This is a genomic window from Streptomyces sp. NPDC001070 (assembly GCF_053598835.1).
In genome coordinates this window covers 84,310-99,230 of sequence record NZ_JBSFLB010000001.1, presented here as the reverse complement: position 1 = coordinate 99,230, position 14,921 = coordinate 84,310, and the positions used below count along the sequence as shown (strand labels likewise).

Sequence of the window (14,921 nt, the reverse complement as noted above, 5' to 3'; positions counted from 1 at the left end):
CGCCGCCGCAGGAACCTCGGTGTAATGCTTGGCGTTGTTCCACCGGCGAACGAACGCTTAGACTCCGCCGACGTCGTCCTCAGGGACCGACACCCACAATCCCGTAGACCAGGCCCCCCGCGGCCGTGCGAAGGATCGTCAAGACACCATGAATCTGGTTCAAATCCTGCCTTTCGTTCTGATCATCGGTGTCATGCTGCTGATGACCCGCTCCGCGAAGAACCGGCAGCGCCAGGCCACGCAGATGCGTGACCAGATGGCCCCCGGTTCGGGCATCCGGACGATCGGCGGCATGTACGCCGTCGTCAAGGAGGTCAACGAGGACACGGTCCTGCTGGAGCTGGCCGACGGCGTTCACGCGCACTTCGCGAAGAACGCCATCGCCGCGGTTCTCGACCAGGCCGAGTTCGACCGCATCGTGCACGGCATCGAGCCGGAGCCCGAGCTCGAGGCGGCCGACGTCGACACGAGTGACGAGCCGGCCGAGGAGCACGTCGACCTCAGCAAGTCCGCGGACGAGGACGCCCCCAAGACGGACGGCACCGACAAGAAGTAGCGGCCAGGCCGGTACGTTTCACTGGTTCGGCAAGTCCGTACTACTCATCGTGCCGCCCTGCTGCGCGCGCAGGTCCGCAGGGCGGTTGGACAGGGAGAATCGAGAAGGTGGCAGCACCGAAGAGGGGCCGTAGGCCCTCGGGGAGCCAGGGGTACCCCGGGCGGGCGCTGGCAGTGATCCTGCTGGCCATCGTGGCGCTCACCGGAGGGATGTTCCTCTCCGGCCACACCACCCCCCGGCTGGGCATCGACCTCGCCGGCGGTACGAGCATCACGCTGACGGCCAAGAGCGATCAGCCCAACGCGATCAACAAGACCAACATGGACACCGCCAAGGCGATCATCGACCGGCGTGTCAACGGTCTCGGTGTCTCGGAAGCCGAAAGCCAGATCCAGGGCGACCGGAACATCATCGTCAACATCCCCAAGGGCACCAACGCCGAGCAGGCCGAGCAGCAGGTCGGCACGACCGCCCAGCTCTACTTCCGGCCCGTGCTCGCCGAGGTGCCCAACACCCCGGCGACCTCCGAGTCCCCGTCCGCAAGCCCCTCGGGCTCGCCCTCGGCCCCGTCCTCGCCGTCCGCGAGCGCCTCGACCGGCGCCAAGGCCCCGGGCTCCCCGTCCGCCAGTGCCTCGACGCAGGGCCGTGCCGTCACCGACGCGCTGAAGGCATCGTCCACGCCGTCCGCCTCGGCCTCCGGCTCGCCCGCGCCGACCCCGTCGCCCTCGGCGAGCCAGGCGGCCCCGGGCAGCACGCTGGACACCTCCATCCCGGCCGACCTGCAGGCGAAGCTCGCCGCGCTGGACTGCTCCGACAAGCAGGCGCGCGCCAACCTGAACCTCAAGGCCAAGGCGACCGACAAGATCGTCGCGTGCAGCCAGGACGGCGCCGCCAAGTACGCCCTCGGCCCCGCCGCGGTCGACGGCAAGAACGTCAAGAAGGCCGCCGCGCAGTACGACACCCAGACCGGCAACGGCTGGGTCGTCACCCTGTCCTTCGACGGCACCGGCTCCAAGGCCTTCTCGAAGGTCACCTCGCAGCTCTCCCAGCAGCAGGCCCCGAACAACCAGTTCGCGATCGTGCTGGACAACGAGGTCGTCTCCGCCCCCTCGGTGAACCAGACCCTGAGCGGCAGCGCCGAGATCTACGGCCGCTTCACCCAGGAGAGCGCCCAGGACCTGTCCAACGTCCTGTCCTACGGCTCCCTGCCCCTGACCTTCGACAAGTCGGACGTCACCAAGGTCTCCGCGGCGGTCGGCGGCGAGCAGCTGCACGGCGGTCTGATCGCCGGCGGCGTCGGCCTGGCCCTGGTCGTGCTCTACCTGATCGCGTACTACCGCGGCCTGAGCTTCGTGGCCATCCTCAGCCTCATCGTCTCGGCGATCCTCACCTACGAGATCATGACGCTGCTCGGCCCGGCCATCGGCTTCGCGCTCAACCTGCCCGCGGTCTGCGGCGCCATCGTCGCCATCGGCATCACCGCCGACTCGTTCATCGTCTTCTTCGAACGCATCCGTGACGAGCTGCGCGAGGGCCGCTCCCTGCAGCCGGCCGTCGCCCGCGGCTGGCCGCGGGCCCGTCGCACGATCCTCGTCTCGGACTTCGTGTCGTTCCTGTCCGCCGCCGTGCTCTTCATCGTCTCGGTCGGCAAGGTGCAGGGCTTCGCCTTCACCCTCGGCCTGACGACGCTGCTCGACGTGGCCGTGGTCTTCCTGTTCACCAAGCCGCTGATGACCATCCTGGCGCGCAAGAAGTTCTACGCCAGCGGACACCCCTGGTCCGGGCTCGACCCGCGCGCCCTGGGCGTCAACCCGCCGCTGCGCCGCACCCGCCGCCCCGCGGCCCGTACCGACGTCAAGGAGGCCTGATGTCCCGGCTCGGCAACCTCGGGCACCGCCTGCACCGAGGCGAGATCGCCTACGACTTCGTCGGCAAGCGCAGGCTCTGGTACGGCGTCTCCGTGCTGATCACGATCGCCGCGATCGTGGGCCTGGCCGTCAACGGCCTCAAGCTCGGCATCGAGTTCTCCGGCGGCGCGGTCTTCACCACCCCGAAGACCGAGATGTCCGTCAGCCAGGTCCAGAACAAGATCGCCAATGACACCGGTGGCCACCAGGCCATCGTGCAGAAGCTCGGATCGGGCGCCGTCCGCGTCCAGATCAGCGACATCTCGCTCACCGAGGCGAAGAAGATCCAGGGCGACATCGCCGAGGACCTGAACGTCAAGGCCGGCGACATCGACCCGCAGATCATCGGTCCCAGCTGGGGCGATGAGATCTCCAAGAAGGCCTTCCAGGGCCTGGTGATCTTCATGGTCCTGGTCACGATCTACCTGGCCATCGCCTTCGAGTGGCGCAAGGCCGTGGCCGCCCTGATCGCCCTCATCCACGACCTCACGATCACGATCGGCGTCTACGCGATCGTGGGCTTCGAGGTCACGCCGGGCACCGTGATCGGTCTGCTGACCGTCCTCGGTTACTCCCTCTACGACACCGTCGTCGTCTTCGACGGTCTGAAGGAGTCCACCAAGGACATCACCAAGCAGAACCGCTACACCTACAGCGAGCTGGCCAACCGCAGCCTCAACCAGACCCTGGTGCGCTCGATCAACACCACGGTCGTGGCGCTGCTCCCGGTCGCGGGCCTGCTGTTCGTCGGTGGCGGCCTGCTCGGCGCGGGCATGCTCAACGACATCGCCCTGTCGCTCTTCGTCGGCCTCACCGCCGGTGCGTACTCCTCGATCTTCATCGCGACACCGCTGGTCGCGGACCTCAAGGAGCGCGACCCGCAGATGAAGGCGCTGCGCAAGCGCGTGCTCGCCAAGCGCGCCGCCGACGCCCGCCGGGGCGAGGACACCCCGGACGAGCCGCAGGACGCGGTCTCCGCGGACGAGGACGGCGACCCGGAGGACGCCCACGCGGGCGCCGGTGTCGTCGGTGGCCAGCGCACCCAACCGGCCCGCAACCGCGGCCGCAACCGTCCCTCCGGCAAGCGCCGCTGAGGACGAAGCGACCGATCGACGAGACGCAGCGACGAAGCACCGAGGAACACCACAGATGACCACCACGGACGCCACCCCGGACGGGCTGCGCAGCCTGCTGCTCAGCCGGATCCGGGACGTGCCCGACTACCCCAGGCCGGGCGTGATGTTCAAGGACATCACGCCGCTGCTGGCCGACCCCGCGGCGTTCAACGCGCTGATCGACGCTCTGGCCGGGCTCTGCGCCCGGCACGGCGCCGACAAGGTCGTCGGCCTGGAGGCGCGCGGGTTCATCCTCGCCGCCCCGGCGGCCGCCCGTGCCGGGCTCGGGTTCGTGCCCGTGCGCAAGGCGGGCAAGCTCCCCGGGGCGACGCTGGGCCAGGCGTACGAGCTGGAGTACGGCACCGCCGAGATCGAGGTCCACCAGGACGCGTTCACGGCCGGTGACCGGGTCCTGGTCATCGACGACGTGCTCGCCACCGGCGGCACCGCCGAGGCGTCCCTGGAACTGATCCGCCGCACCGGCGCACAGGTCGCGGGTGTCGCGGTCCTCCTGGAGCTGGGTTTCCTCGGCGGGCGCGCCCGCCTCGCCCCGTCGCTGGCCGGCGCCCCCCTGGAGGCGCTGATCGCCGTCTGAGCCCCAGGCTCGCCGGAGGCGGGCTCCCAGGCCGTGGAAACGGTCCGGGAGCCCGCCTCCGGGCGTTGACGGGGCCCGCCGGGGCCGGACGGGACGCGGTTCACCCGAACAGATCGCTACCATGGTGACTCGGACCTTCCCTCCTCGCCCCCGTACGGTCGGGAGGGGCCCATAAGGAGTGCCGTTGCAAGAAGAGGCCAGGCAGGCTCAGCCGATGACCGCCGCAGACGGTAAGCAGACGTCTTCCGTCTCCGCGGCTCCTCCCGTCGCGCCCGCCGCACCCGCGGAGAGCAAGGGTGCCAAGCCCGCGCCCGCCGCACCGGCGACCCCCGCCGCCCGGCCCGTACGCACTCCCGGGACGGTGGCCCCGAACCGGCCCGCCACCTCCTCCAACCGTGTCCGCGCCCGCCTCGCCCGGCTCGGCGTCCAGCGCTCCAGCCCGTACAACCCGGTCCTGGAGCCCCTGCTGCGCATAGTCCGCAGCAACGACCCCAAGGGCGACCCGTCGCAGCTTCGGCAGATCGAGCGCGCCTACCAGGTCGCAGAACGCTGGCACCGCGGCCAGAAGCGCAAGAGCGGCGACCCGTACATCACGCACCCGCTCGCCGTCACCACGATCCTGGCCGAGCTCGGCATGGATCCGGCGACGCTGATGGCCGGGCTGCTGCACGACACGGTCGAGGACACCGAGTACGGCCTCGACGCGCTGCGCCGCGACTTCGGCGACTCGGTCGCCCTGCTGGTGGACGGCGTCACCAAGCTGGACAAGGTCAAGTTCGGCGAGGCCGCGCAGGCCGAGACCGTGCGCAAGATGGTCGTCGCCATGGCGAAGGACCCGCGCGTGCTGGTCATCAAGCTCGCCGACCGCCTGCACAACATGCGCACCATGCGTTACCTGAAGCGGGAGAAGCAGGAGAAGAAGGCCCGCGAGACGCTGGAGATCTACGCCCCGCTGGCGCACCGGCTGGGCATGAACACCATCAAGTGGGAGCTGGAGGACCTCGCCTTCGCGATCCTCTACCCCAAGATGTACGACGAGATCGTCCGGCTCGTCGCCGAGCGCGCCCCCAAGCGGGACGAGTACCTGGCGGTCGTCACCGACCAGGTGCAGCAGGACCTGCGTGCCGCCCGCATCAAGGCGACCGTCACCGGCCGCCCGAAGCACTACTACAGCGTGTACCAGAAGATGATCGTGCGGGGCCGGGACTTCGCCGAGATCTACGACCTGGTGGGCATCAGGGTCCTGGTCGACACCGTCCGCGACTGCTACGCGGCGCTGGGCACCATCCACGCGCGGTGGAACCCGGTGCCGGGGCGGTTCAAGGACTACATCGCGATGCCCAAGTTCAACATGTACCAGTCGCTGCACACGACGGTCATCGGGCCCAGCGGCAAGCCGGTCGAGATCCAGATCCGCACCTTCGACATGCACCGCCGTGCCGAGTACGGCATCGCGGCGCACTGGAAGTACAAGCAGGAGGCCGTCGCAGGCGCCTCCAAGGTGCGCACCGACAGCCCCAAGTCCGCCAAGAAGGACGACGCCGTCAACGACATGGCGTGGCTGCGGCAATTGCTCGACTGGCAGAAGGAGACCGAGGACCCGGGCGAGTTCCTGGAGTCGCTGCGCTTCGACCTGTCCCGCAACGAGGTCTTCGTCTTCACCCCCAAGGGTGATGTCATCGCGCTGCCCGCCGGCGCGACCCCGGTCGACTTCGCGTACGCCGTCCACACCGAGGTCGGCCACCGCACGATAGGGGCACGCGTCAACGGCCGCCTCGTGCCGCTGGAGTCGACCCTCGACAACGGCGACACGGTGGAGGTCTTCACCTCCAAGGCGGCGGGCGCCGCCCCGTCCCGCGACTGGCTCGGCTTCGTCAAGTCCCCGCGCGCCCGGAACAAGATCCGCGCCTGGTTCTCCAAGGAGCGCCGCGAGGAGGCCGTCGAGCAGGGCAAGGAAGCCATCGCGCGCGCGATGCGCAAACAGAACCTGCCGATCCAGCGGGTGCTCACCGGCGACTCGCTCGTCACGCTCGCGCACGAGATGCGCTACCCCGACATCTCCGCGCTCTACGCGGCGATCGGCGAGGGCCACATCACCGCCCAGTCCGTCGTGCACAAGCTCGTCGAGGCCCTGGGCGGCGAGGAGGGCGCGACCGAGGACATCGCCGAGGTCACGACCCCCTCGCGCAGCCGCACCAAGCGGCGTTCGGCCGCCGACCCCGGCGTCATCGTCAAGGGCGAGAAGGACGTCTGGGTCAAGCTCTCCCGCTGCTGCACCCCGGTGCCGGGCGACCCGATCATCGGCTTCGTCACCCGCGGCAACGGCGTCTCCGTCCACCGGGCCGACTGCGTCAACGTCGAGTCGCTCTCGCAGCAGCCCGAGCGGATCATCGACGTCGAGTGGGCGCCGACCCAGTCGTCGGTCTTCCTGGTCGCCATCCAGGTCGAGGCGCTGGACCGGTCCCGCCTGCTGTCGGACGTCACCCGGGTCCTGTCCGACCAGCACGTCAACATCCTTTCCGCGGCCGTCCAGACGTCCCGCGACCGGGTGGCCACCTCGCGCTTCACCTTCGAGATGGGCGACCCCAAGCACCTCGGGCACGTCCTGAAGGCCGTCCGCGGCGTCGAGGGCGTCTACGACGTGTACCGCGTGACGTCGGCACGGCAGCGCTGACCGGCGGCCGTCCGGCCGCCGCGCAACGAAAGGGCCCGTACGCGATGCGTACGGGCCCTTCGCGTTCGCTCGTCGTGCTCAGCCGCCGAACTCGTCCAGGGACTTGAGCGCCTGGTCGAGCAGTGCCTGCCGCCCGTCCAGCTCCTTCTGCAGCTTGTCGGCCTTGGCGGTGTTCCCCGCCGCCCGCGCCGCCTCGATCTGCTCACGCAGCTTGTCGACGGCCGCCTGGAGTTGCCCGGTCAGCCCCGCGGCACGTGCCCGCGCCTCGGGGTTGGTGCGGCGCCACTCGGACTCCTCGGCCTCCTGGATCGCCCGCTCGACCGCGTGCATGCGGCCCTCGATCCGCGGCCGGGCGTCGCGCGGCACGTGGCCGACGGCCTCCCAGCGCTCGTTGATGCCGCGGAAGGCCGCGCGCGCCGCCTTCAGGTCGGTCACCGGGAGCAGCTTCTCGGCCTCGATGGCCAGCTCCTCCTTCAGCGCGAGGTTCTCGCGCTGCTCGGTGTCGCGCTCGGCGAAGACCTCGGAGCGGGCCGCGAAGAAGACGTCCTGGGCGCCGCGGAAGCGGTTCCACAGGTCGTCCTCGGCCTCGCGCTGGGCACGGCCGGCGGCCTTCCAGTCGGCCATCAGCTCGCGGTAGCGCGCCGCCGTCGGACCCCAGTCGGTGGAGCCGGACAGCGCCTGCGCCTCCTCCACCAGCTTCTCCTTGCGCCGCCGGGCGTCCTCGCGCTGCGCGTCGAGCGCCGCGAAGTGCGCCTTGCGACGCTTGGAGAAGACCGAACGGGCGTGGCTGAAGCGGTGCCACAGCTCGTCGTCGGTCTTGCGGTCCAGGCGCGGCAGGCCCTTCCAGGTGTCGACCAGGGCGCGCAGCCGCTCGCCGGCGGCCCGCCACTGCTCGCTCTGCGCCAACTGCTCGGCCTCGACGACCAGGTCCTCCTTGGCCGTCCTGGCCTCCTCGGAGGCCTTGGCCTTGGCCACCTTGCGCTCCTCGCGGCGCGCGTCCACCTGCTCGGTCAGCGCGTCCAGCCGCTTCGCGAGCGCCGCCAGGTCGCCCACGGCATGGGCCTCGGTCACCGCGGTACGCAGGTGATCGATCGCGGTCAACGCGTCCTTGGGGGACAGATCGGTGGTCTTCACACGGCGTTCGAGGAGGCCGATCTCGACGACGAGTCCCTCGTATTTCCGCTCGAAGTAGGCCAGCGCCTCCTCAGGGGAGCCCGCCTGCCACGAGCCGACTTCGCGCTCGCCATCGGCCGTACGCACGTACACGGTCCCCGTCTCGTCGACGCGGCCCCACGGGTCGCTGCTCACAGCGCCTCCTCCACGTGATGCCCGGCCGCTGTACGGCTCGCAGGCATCGTCCACAGTTCCATTCGGCCGGGCCGTGCCCTGGCCGGTCCGACGGTCCGCGTCCATCCCTGGTGCAGCCATCGGAGCAGGCACCCTACACAACGCCAACATAGGCGACCGGTGCCCCGGCTGTCCGCATCCCGCACCCGCGAAATTCACCCGCGGGTGCGGGAACGGGCATCAGGACTTCTCGACCGTCGCCTTGTCGATCACCACAGTGGCGTTCGGGGCGCCGTCTCCGCCGCCGGTCGCCTCACCCGCGGCCGCGATCTTGTCCAGCACCTTCATGCCGGAGTCGCTGATCGTGCCGAACGGGGTGTAGTTCGGGGGCAGCGGGCTGTCCTTGTAGACGAGGAAGAACTGGCTTCCGCCGCTGTGCGGCTGGCCGGTGTTGGCCATGGCGACCGTACCCGCCGGGTATGTGCCCTTGGCGATCTCCTTCGCCTTCAGGTTCTCGTCCGGGATCGTGTAGCCGGGGCCGCCGGAGCCCTGGGCGGTCGGGTCGCCGCACTGCAGCACATAGATGCCTGAGGTGGTGAGCCGGTGGCACTTGGTGTGGTCGAAGAAGCCCTTGCCGGCCAGGAAGGCGAAGGAGTTGACCGTGTGCGGGGCGTTCTTCGCGTCGAGGTCCAGCGCGATGTCGCCGCACGTCGTCTTCAGCGTGAAGGTGTACTTGGCCGAGGTGTCGACGGTGACCTCGGGCTCCTTCTTCCACTGCTCCGTGCCGGCCGCGCCCTCGGCGGGCTTGGCGCAGGGGTCGGGCGCCTTGCTCGTCGGCGCGGCGGAGGGGGAGGCGCTCGCGGCGGCGGCGTTGTCGTTCTTGTCGTCCGAGCCGAAGACGCCGGCCGCCCACGACGCGGCGCCCGCCGCGAGGACGACCGCGAGCACGGCGGCGATCACCGCGTTGCGCCGCACCGTCTTGTGGTGCGCCTCCGTACGGCGCTGCTGCTGCCGCTCGAACTTCTCCCGGGCGAGCTGGCGCCGCCGCTGATCCTTGGTGACCACTGAGCCGTCTCCCGATGCCTTCTGCTCGTAGCGTCCGAATGTGAGTACATGCCGTCGCCGGATATGAGTACGTGCCGTCGCCGATCTTCGCGCCCAGGCGCGCCCCCAGTCCAGCGACGTTACTGGTTCGCGATGGCCGCGTTCACGCCGGTAGGCTCGTGGGGCCGCCCTTGTGCGGTACGACCTGCCGTGAACGACAGCCGACAGAAGGACGAACGTGCTCATTGCCGGGTTCCCCGCCGGGGCCTGGGGGACCAATTGCTACGTGGTCGCCCCCGCCGCCGGTGAGGAGTGCGTGATCATCGACCCGGGCCACGAAGCGGCCCAGGGCGTCGAGGACACGCTCGCCAAACACCGTCTCAAGCCCGTCGCCGTCATCCTCACCCACGGCCATCTCGACCACGTGGCCTCGGTCGTTCCGGTCTGCGGTGCCCATGGCGTCCCGGCGTGGATCCACCCGCGGGACCGCTACATGCTCAACGACCCGGAGAAGGCCCTCGGCCGCTCGATCGGCGCGCAGCTGCTCGGCGAGCTGACCATCGGCGAGCCCGACGACCTGAAGGAGCTCAGCGACGGCAGCACGCTGGAGCTCGCAGGTCTCGAGCTGTCCGTGGCGCACGCTCCCGGCCATACCGAGGGGTCGGTGACCTTCAGGCTCCCCGAGACCGCCGAGATCCCCTCGGTCTTCTTCTCGGGCGACCTGCTGTTCGCCGGCTCCGTCGGCCGCACCGATCTGCCCGGCGGTTCCATGGACGAGCTCTACGCGTCGCTGGCCCGTGTGTGCCTGCCGCTCGACGACTCGACCGTGGTGCTGTCCGGCCACGGACCCCAGACGACCATCGGCCGTGAGCGCGCCACCAACCCGTATCTGGCGGAGGTGGCCCGCGGCCTCGGAGGGGACGACCACCCGGCCCCTCCGCGACGAGGAATGTGACGAGAGACCCCCTGTGAGCACCTTCAAGGCCCCCAAGGGCACCTATGACCTCCTGCCGCCCGATTCCGCCGTGTTCCTGGCGGTACGCGAGGCGATCGCCACTCCGCTGCGTCGGGCCGGCTACGGCTATGTGGAGACCCCCGGCTTCGAGCAGGTGGAGCTGTTCTCCCGCGGCGTCGGCGAGTCCACGGACATCGTGACCAAGGAGATGTACACCCTCACCACCAAGGGCGGCGACGAGCTCGCACTGCGCCCCGAGGGCACCGCCTCCGTGCTGCGCGCCGCGCTGGAGGCCAACCTCCACAAGGCCGGCAACCTGCCGGTCAAGCTCTGGTACTCCGGCTCGTACTACCGCTACGAGCGGCCGCAGGCCGGTCGTTACCGCCACTTCTCCCAGGTCGGCGCCGAGGCGATCGGCGCGGAGGACCCGGCGCTCGACGCCGAGTTGATCATCCTGGCCGTCGACGCCTACCGCTCCCTCGGGCTGCGGAACTTCCGCCTGCTGCTCAACTCGCTGGGCGACCGGGAGTGCCGTCCGGTCTACCGGGCCGCCCTCCAGGACTTCCTGCGCGGTCTCGACCTGGACGAGGACACCCGCCGGCGGATCGAGATCAACCCGCTGCGCGTCCTGGACGACAAGCGCGACAGCGTGCAGAAGCAGCTGGTCGGCGCGCCCATGATGCGCGACCACCTGTGCGAGGCATGCAAGGCGTACCACGAGCAGGTGCGCGACCTGCTCACGGCGGCGGGTGTGGCCTACGAGGACGACCCGAAGCTGGTGCGCGGTCTGGACTACTACACCCGCACCACCTTCGAGTTCGTGCACGACGGGCTCGGCTCCCAGTCCGCGGTCGGCGGCGGCGGCCGCTACGACGGCCTGTCCGAGATGATCGGCGGCCCCGCGCTGCCGTCCGTGGGCTGGGCGCTCGGTGTGGACCGTACGGTGCTGGCGCTCAGGGCCGAGGGCATCGAGCTCGAACTGCCCTCGCCCACCCAGGTGTTCGCGGTGCCGATGGGCGAGGAGGCGCGCCGCGTCCTGTTCGGCGCGGTCACCGAGCTGCGCCGGGCGGGCGTCGCCACGGACTTCGCGTTCGGGGGCAAGGGACTGAAGAACGCGATGAAGTCCGCCAACCGGTCGGGCGCGCGCTTCGCGGTCGTGGCCGGGGAGCGCGATCTCGCCGAGGGCGTCGTGCAGTTGAAGGACCTGGAGAGCGGCGAGCAGAGCGCCGTCCCGGTCGACGGCATCGTCGCGGTCCTGCGCGAGCGGCTGGCCTGAGCCGTGGGTCACGCGGCCGGCCGGGCACACACCGGCCGGCCGCGGTGACACTCATCGGGAGTGGCTCGGGCGAGGTGCGGAGCGTCGGGTGCCGCCGCCCACCGGTGGGCCGGTGTGCGGCGAGCGGTGCCGGCCCGCGCGCGGTACGGCCCGCCGCCCCCGGCAGGCGTACCGTGGGGGATGGCCGATCCGAGCGGGTGTCCGTGCGGCCGCACCAACGCCCACACGCGTCCGTCCGCCTGGAGGTGGACGAGGGTGCGGGGCGAGTCGCGGGCGGCAGGGCAGGGGCAGGCCGCGCGGGTGCGCCGGTCGGCGCCGCTCATCGCTTCCCCACGGCCACGGGTGGTGCCGGCCGGGAGCCGGCACGCGCGTCGCGGCGGGGAAGTTCCGGGGCCGGCACCGTACACAGGTGCCGGGGGTGCCGCAGCAATGCCATGGGAACGTCCGTAACGGTCGTACATGGATGAACGTGGATGAACCGGAAATATGTGGCGCCAAGGCCCCATCCTTACGTATGACCTTCACGGAGAGTCAAGATTTGGCCGCAATTTTTACCCTCACTTTGCTTTCGGGTCACTCCGGGTGACCCCGCTCGATCCACCGGGCGATACGCTCCGGTCGCATCGGCCGCCCGAAGTACCAGCCCTGGCCCCAGTCGCAGCCCAGTGAGCGCAGCCGCCGGGCGTGCTGGGAGTTCTCCACCCCCTCGGCCGTGACCGTGAGGCCGAGCGCGTGCGCCAGTGACACGAGTCCCCCCACGATCCGCCAGCCCACCGGGTCGTCCGTCCCGGCGCGATGGGGGTCGGTGACGAAGGCGCCGGCGATCTTCAGCCCCGACACCGGCAGGTCCCTCAGGTACGCCAGGTTCGACCAGCCGGTGCCGAAGTCGTCGACGGCCAGGGAGACCCCGGCTTCGGCCAGGGACTGCAGGGCGCGCAGCGACTCGTCCTCGGGACCGATCACCGCGCTCTCGGTGATCTCCAGCTCCAGCCGCCCGGCCGCGAGGCCGGTGCCGGCCAGGATCGACGTGACGTCGTGAACCAGGCCCGGGTTGCGGATCTGACGTACCGCCAGGTTGACGTTGATCTGCGGTGCCGCCTCCCCGTACCGCCGCACCCATGCCGCCGCCTGCCCGACCGCGCGCTCCAGGATCCACCGGCCCAGCGGCATGATCAGCCCGGTCTCCTCCGCCGTCGCCACGAACTCGTCCGGCCCCAGCACCCCGAACTGCGGGTGGCGCCACCGCACCAGCGCCTCCACGGCCACCAGCGAGCCGTCGGCGAGTGAGCACAGCGGCTGGTAGTCGATGTAGAACTCCCCGCGGTCCAGCGCCACCGGCAGCCGTACGGAGATCGCGTACCGGCTCACGGCCCGCGCGTTGTGCGTGGGGTCGAAGAGCGTCCACCGGCCGCGCCCGGCCTCCTTGGAGCGGTACAGCGTCAGGTCCGCCGCCCGTACCGCCGCGCCCGGGGTGGTCGCCGCCACCCGGCGGGCGAACACCCCGACGCTGGCGCCGATCGTCAGCTGCTGATCGTTGATCAGGAAGGGACGGGAGAGCGTCGTCAGGACGAGCTTGGCGACCGCCACCGCCTCCTGCTCGCCCCGGCACTCCTCCAGCAGCACCACGAACTCGTCACCGCCCAGCCGGGCCACCAGATGCCCCAGCGGGGCGAGCGCGGCGTCCAGCCGCTCCGCGACCGCCGTCAGCAACTGGTCGCCGGTCTCGTGGCCGAGGCTGTCGTTGACGACCTTGAAGCCGTCCAGGTCGACGTAGCACAGGCCGAAGCGGGCGCCGGGCTGCGGCTCCTCGAAGAGGCGCTCCAGCCGCTCGAAGAAGGCGGTGCGGTTGGGCAGCCCGGTCAGCGGGTCATGGGTCGCCTGGTGGCGCAGCCGCTCCTGCAGCCGGTACCGGTCGGTGATGTCCTCCACCATGGCCACCTGGTAGCGCGGCTCCCCGTGCTCGTCGCGGATCAGGGAGACGGTCAGGTGCGTCCACACGACCTCGCCGTCGCGCCGGTAGTACGGCTTGTCGCACTGGAACCGCTCGCGCCGCCCGTTGACCAGGTCGTCGTACGCCTCCCACACCCCCGGGGCGTCCTCGGGGTGCACCAGTTCGGTGACCCGGCGGCCCTGCAGATCCTCCGGGCGGGCCCCGAGCAGTTCCCGCAGCGCCTGGTTGACCTGCACGATCGTGCCGTCCACATCCGCGATGCCGATGCCGATGGCCGCGTGCTCGAAGAGCGCGCGGAACCGGGCCTCCGAGGCGCGCCGGGCCCGCTCGGCGTCCTCCCTGGCCTGGAAGGCCGCCCGCTGGATCGCCTCCTGTTCGCGCAGCGTCCGCTCGCGCAGCGCCGATGCCCAGCCGGAGGCGAAGGCGCCGGTCACGGCCGGCACCCGCTCGGGATCGGCCGGCTGGATCTGCAGCAGCGCCACGGCGTCCGCCAGGATCTCCGGCTCGGTGAAGTGCGCCTCCACCAGCAGTGTGCCGGCCTGTTCGGCGAGCGAGGTGTCGCACGTGGGCTCGCCGAGCGCCCGGCTGAGCAGGTCCGCGGTCGTGGCCGCCACCTGGCGCAGGGTCAGCGGTGGCAGCGCCAGCCCCGGGCCGGAACGCAGCAGCCGCGACCAGGCGTTCGCGAAGTCCCGGGCGGGTCCGCCGACGACGGACGGTGACCCCCTCACGGCCGCCGCCCCACACCCGCCAGGCCCGACATCCACTCGGGGTGCGGTCCCACCGACTCCGCGTCCTCCGGCCGCCACTCCGGCAGCCAGACCACGCCCGGCGGCAGGACCTCCCAGCCGTCGAAGAAGTCCGTCACCGCCTTCCTGGTCCGCATGACCAACGGGGTCGTGGTGCGCCGGGCGTACAGCTCCTCCAGCGGCTCCGCCTGGTCGGGGCGGCTCTCCCGCGAGGCATGGGTGAGCACCAGATGGCTGCCCGGCGGCACGGCCTCGCGCAGCGCCGCGACGATCTTGCCGGGGTCCTGGGCGTCGGTGACGAAGTGGAGCACGGCCACCAGGAGCACGGCGACCGGTTCACCCGGTGCCAGCAGGTCGGTGACCTCGGGCCGGGAGAGCAGGTCGCCGGTGTCGGTCATGTCGGCCATCACCGTGGCGCTGAGCGGGTCGTCCTGGAGCAGCAGCCGGCTGTGCGCCACGGCGATCGGGTCGAGGTCCACGTACACCACGCGCGCCCGCGGCCGGACGGCCCGCGCCACCTCGTGCACGGCGCCGAAGGTCGGGATCCCGGAGCCGATGTCCAGGAAACGGGTGATGCCCTCCGTGGCGAGGTGGTGGACCGCGCGGCGCAGGAAGGCGCGATTGGCGCGCATGATCACCGGCAGGTCGGGCCAGAGCGCCATGGCCTGGCGGGCCATGTCGCGGTCGGCCTCGAAATTGTGCGATCCGCCCAGGTAGTAGTCGTAGACCCGGGCGGCGTTGGGAGTCTCCACATCCGTCCCTGCAGGAACCCATTCGGGTCGATGCATGGTGCACCTCTCCCCGTCGGAGTGAAT

Annotated in this window: 11 protein-coding genes; 7 read left to right on the top strand and 4 right to left on the bottom strand. The window is 70.9% G+C overall.

Annotation, left to right across the window (positions count from 1 at the left end):
- The first annotated feature begins 148 nt into the window (after positions 1 to 148).
- The 5 genes from yajC to ACWDAS_RS00445 all read left to right on the top strand — a co-directional run bounded on the left by yajC (position 149) and on the right by ACWDAS_RS00445 (position 6,847).
- Positions 149 to 556: a preprotein translocase subunit YajC gene (gene yajC / locus ACWDAS_RS00465; RefSeq protein ID WP_450386010.1), complete on the top strand. Its 408-nt coding sequence runs from the start codon at positions 149 to 151 to the stop codon at positions 554 to 556.
- A 107-nt stretch (positions 557 to 663) separates the two neighbouring features.
- Complete coding sequence (gene secD, locus ACWDAS_RS00460) at positions 664 to 2,424, top strand: protein translocase subunit SecD (protein ID WP_450386008.1); 1,761 nt, start codon at positions 664 to 666, stop codon at positions 2,422 to 2,424.
- A complete protein-coding gene (secF, locus tag ACWDAS_RS00455) occupies positions 2,424 to 3,557 on the top strand; it encodes a protein translocase subunit SecF (RefSeq protein ID WP_450386006.1) in 1,134 nt (377 codons plus the stop codon). Before secD ends, secF begins: the two co-directional genes overlap by 1 nt.
- Before the next feature lie 55 nt (positions 3,558 to 3,612).
- Complete coding sequence (locus tag ACWDAS_RS00450; RefSeq protein WP_450386004.1) at positions 3,613 to 4,173, top strand: adenine phosphoribosyltransferase; 561 nt, start codon at positions 3,613 to 3,615, stop codon at positions 4,171 to 4,173.
- Between the two features lie 214 nt (positions 4,174 to 4,387).
- Positions 4,388 to 6,847: a RelA/SpoT family protein gene (locus tag ACWDAS_RS00445; protein ID WP_450386002.1), complete on the top strand. Its 2,460-nt coding sequence runs from the start codon at positions 4,388 to 4,390 to the stop codon at positions 6,845 to 6,847.
- 78 nt (positions 6,848 to 6,925) lie between these two features.
- Here ACWDAS_RS00445 and ACWDAS_RS00440 read toward each other — a convergent pair whose 3' ends face one another.
- Complete coding sequence (locus ACWDAS_RS00440) at positions 6,926 to 8,155, bottom strand: DUF349 domain-containing protein (protein WP_450386000.1); 1,230 nt, start codon at positions 8,153 to 8,155, stop codon at positions 6,926 to 6,928.
- Positions 8,156 to 8,374: 219 nt separating this feature from the next.
- Positions 8,375 to 9,199 carry a peptidylprolyl isomerase gene (locus ACWDAS_RS00435; RefSeq protein WP_450385998.1) on the bottom strand — a complete coding sequence of 275 codons (825 nt, stop codon included), beginning with the start codon at positions 9,197 to 9,199 and terminating at the stop codon, positions 8,375 to 8,377.
- A 217-nt stretch (positions 9,200 to 9,416) separates the two neighbouring features.
- Between ACWDAS_RS00435 and ACWDAS_RS00430 the strand changes: the two genes are divergently transcribed.
- A complete protein-coding gene (locus ACWDAS_RS00430) occupies positions 9,417 to 10,133 on the top strand; it encodes an MBL fold metallo-hydrolase (RefSeq protein ID WP_450385996.1) in 717 nt (238 codons plus the stop codon).
- A gap of 13 nt (positions 10,134 to 10,146) precedes the next feature.
- A complete protein-coding gene (gene hisS / locus ACWDAS_RS00425; protein WP_450385994.1) occupies positions 10,147 to 11,409 on the top strand; it encodes a histidine--tRNA ligase in 1,263 nt (420 codons plus the stop codon).
- A gap of 573 nt (positions 11,410 to 11,982) precedes the next feature.
- Here hisS and ACWDAS_RS00420 read toward each other — a convergent pair.
- Together ACWDAS_RS00420 and ACWDAS_RS00415 are read right to left on the bottom strand one after the other, a co-directional pair.
- The gene (locus tag ACWDAS_RS00420) at positions 11,983 to 14,088 is read right to left on the bottom strand and encodes a putative bifunctional diguanylate cyclase/phosphodiesterase (RefSeq protein WP_450385992.1); all 2,106 of its coding nucleotides are present in this window, start codon (positions 14,086 to 14,088) and stop codon (positions 11,983 to 11,985) included.
- Positions 14,085 to 14,894 (bottom strand): SAM-dependent methyltransferase, encoded by an 810-nt coding sequence (locus ACWDAS_RS00415; RefSeq protein WP_450385990.1) that lies wholly within the window; start codon positions 14,892 to 14,894, stop codon positions 14,085 to 14,087. Before ACWDAS_RS00415 ends, ACWDAS_RS00420 begins: the two co-directional genes overlap by 4 nt.
- Positions 14,895 to 14,921: the final 27 nt, after the last annotated feature.

Coding starts and splice junctions, on each gene's coding strand:
- yajC (WP_450386010.1), top strand. CDS start 149: ATGAATCTGGTTCAAATCCTGCCTTTCGTTCTGATCATCGGTGTCATG.
- secF (WP_450386006.1), top strand. CDS start 2,424: ATGTCCCGGCTCGGCAACCTCGGGCACCGCCTGCACCGAGGCGAGATC.
- ACWDAS_RS00450 (WP_450386004.1), top strand. CDS start 3,613: ATGACCACCACGGACGCCACCCCGGACGGGCTGCGCAGCCTGCTGCTC.
- ACWDAS_RS00445 (WP_450386002.1), top strand. CDS start 4,388: ATGACCGCCGCAGACGGTAAGCAGACGTCTTCCGTCTCCGCGGCTCCT.
- ACWDAS_RS00415 (WP_450385990.1), bottom strand. CDS start 14,894: ATGCATCGACCCGAATGGGTTCCTGCAGGGACGGATGTGGAGACTCCC.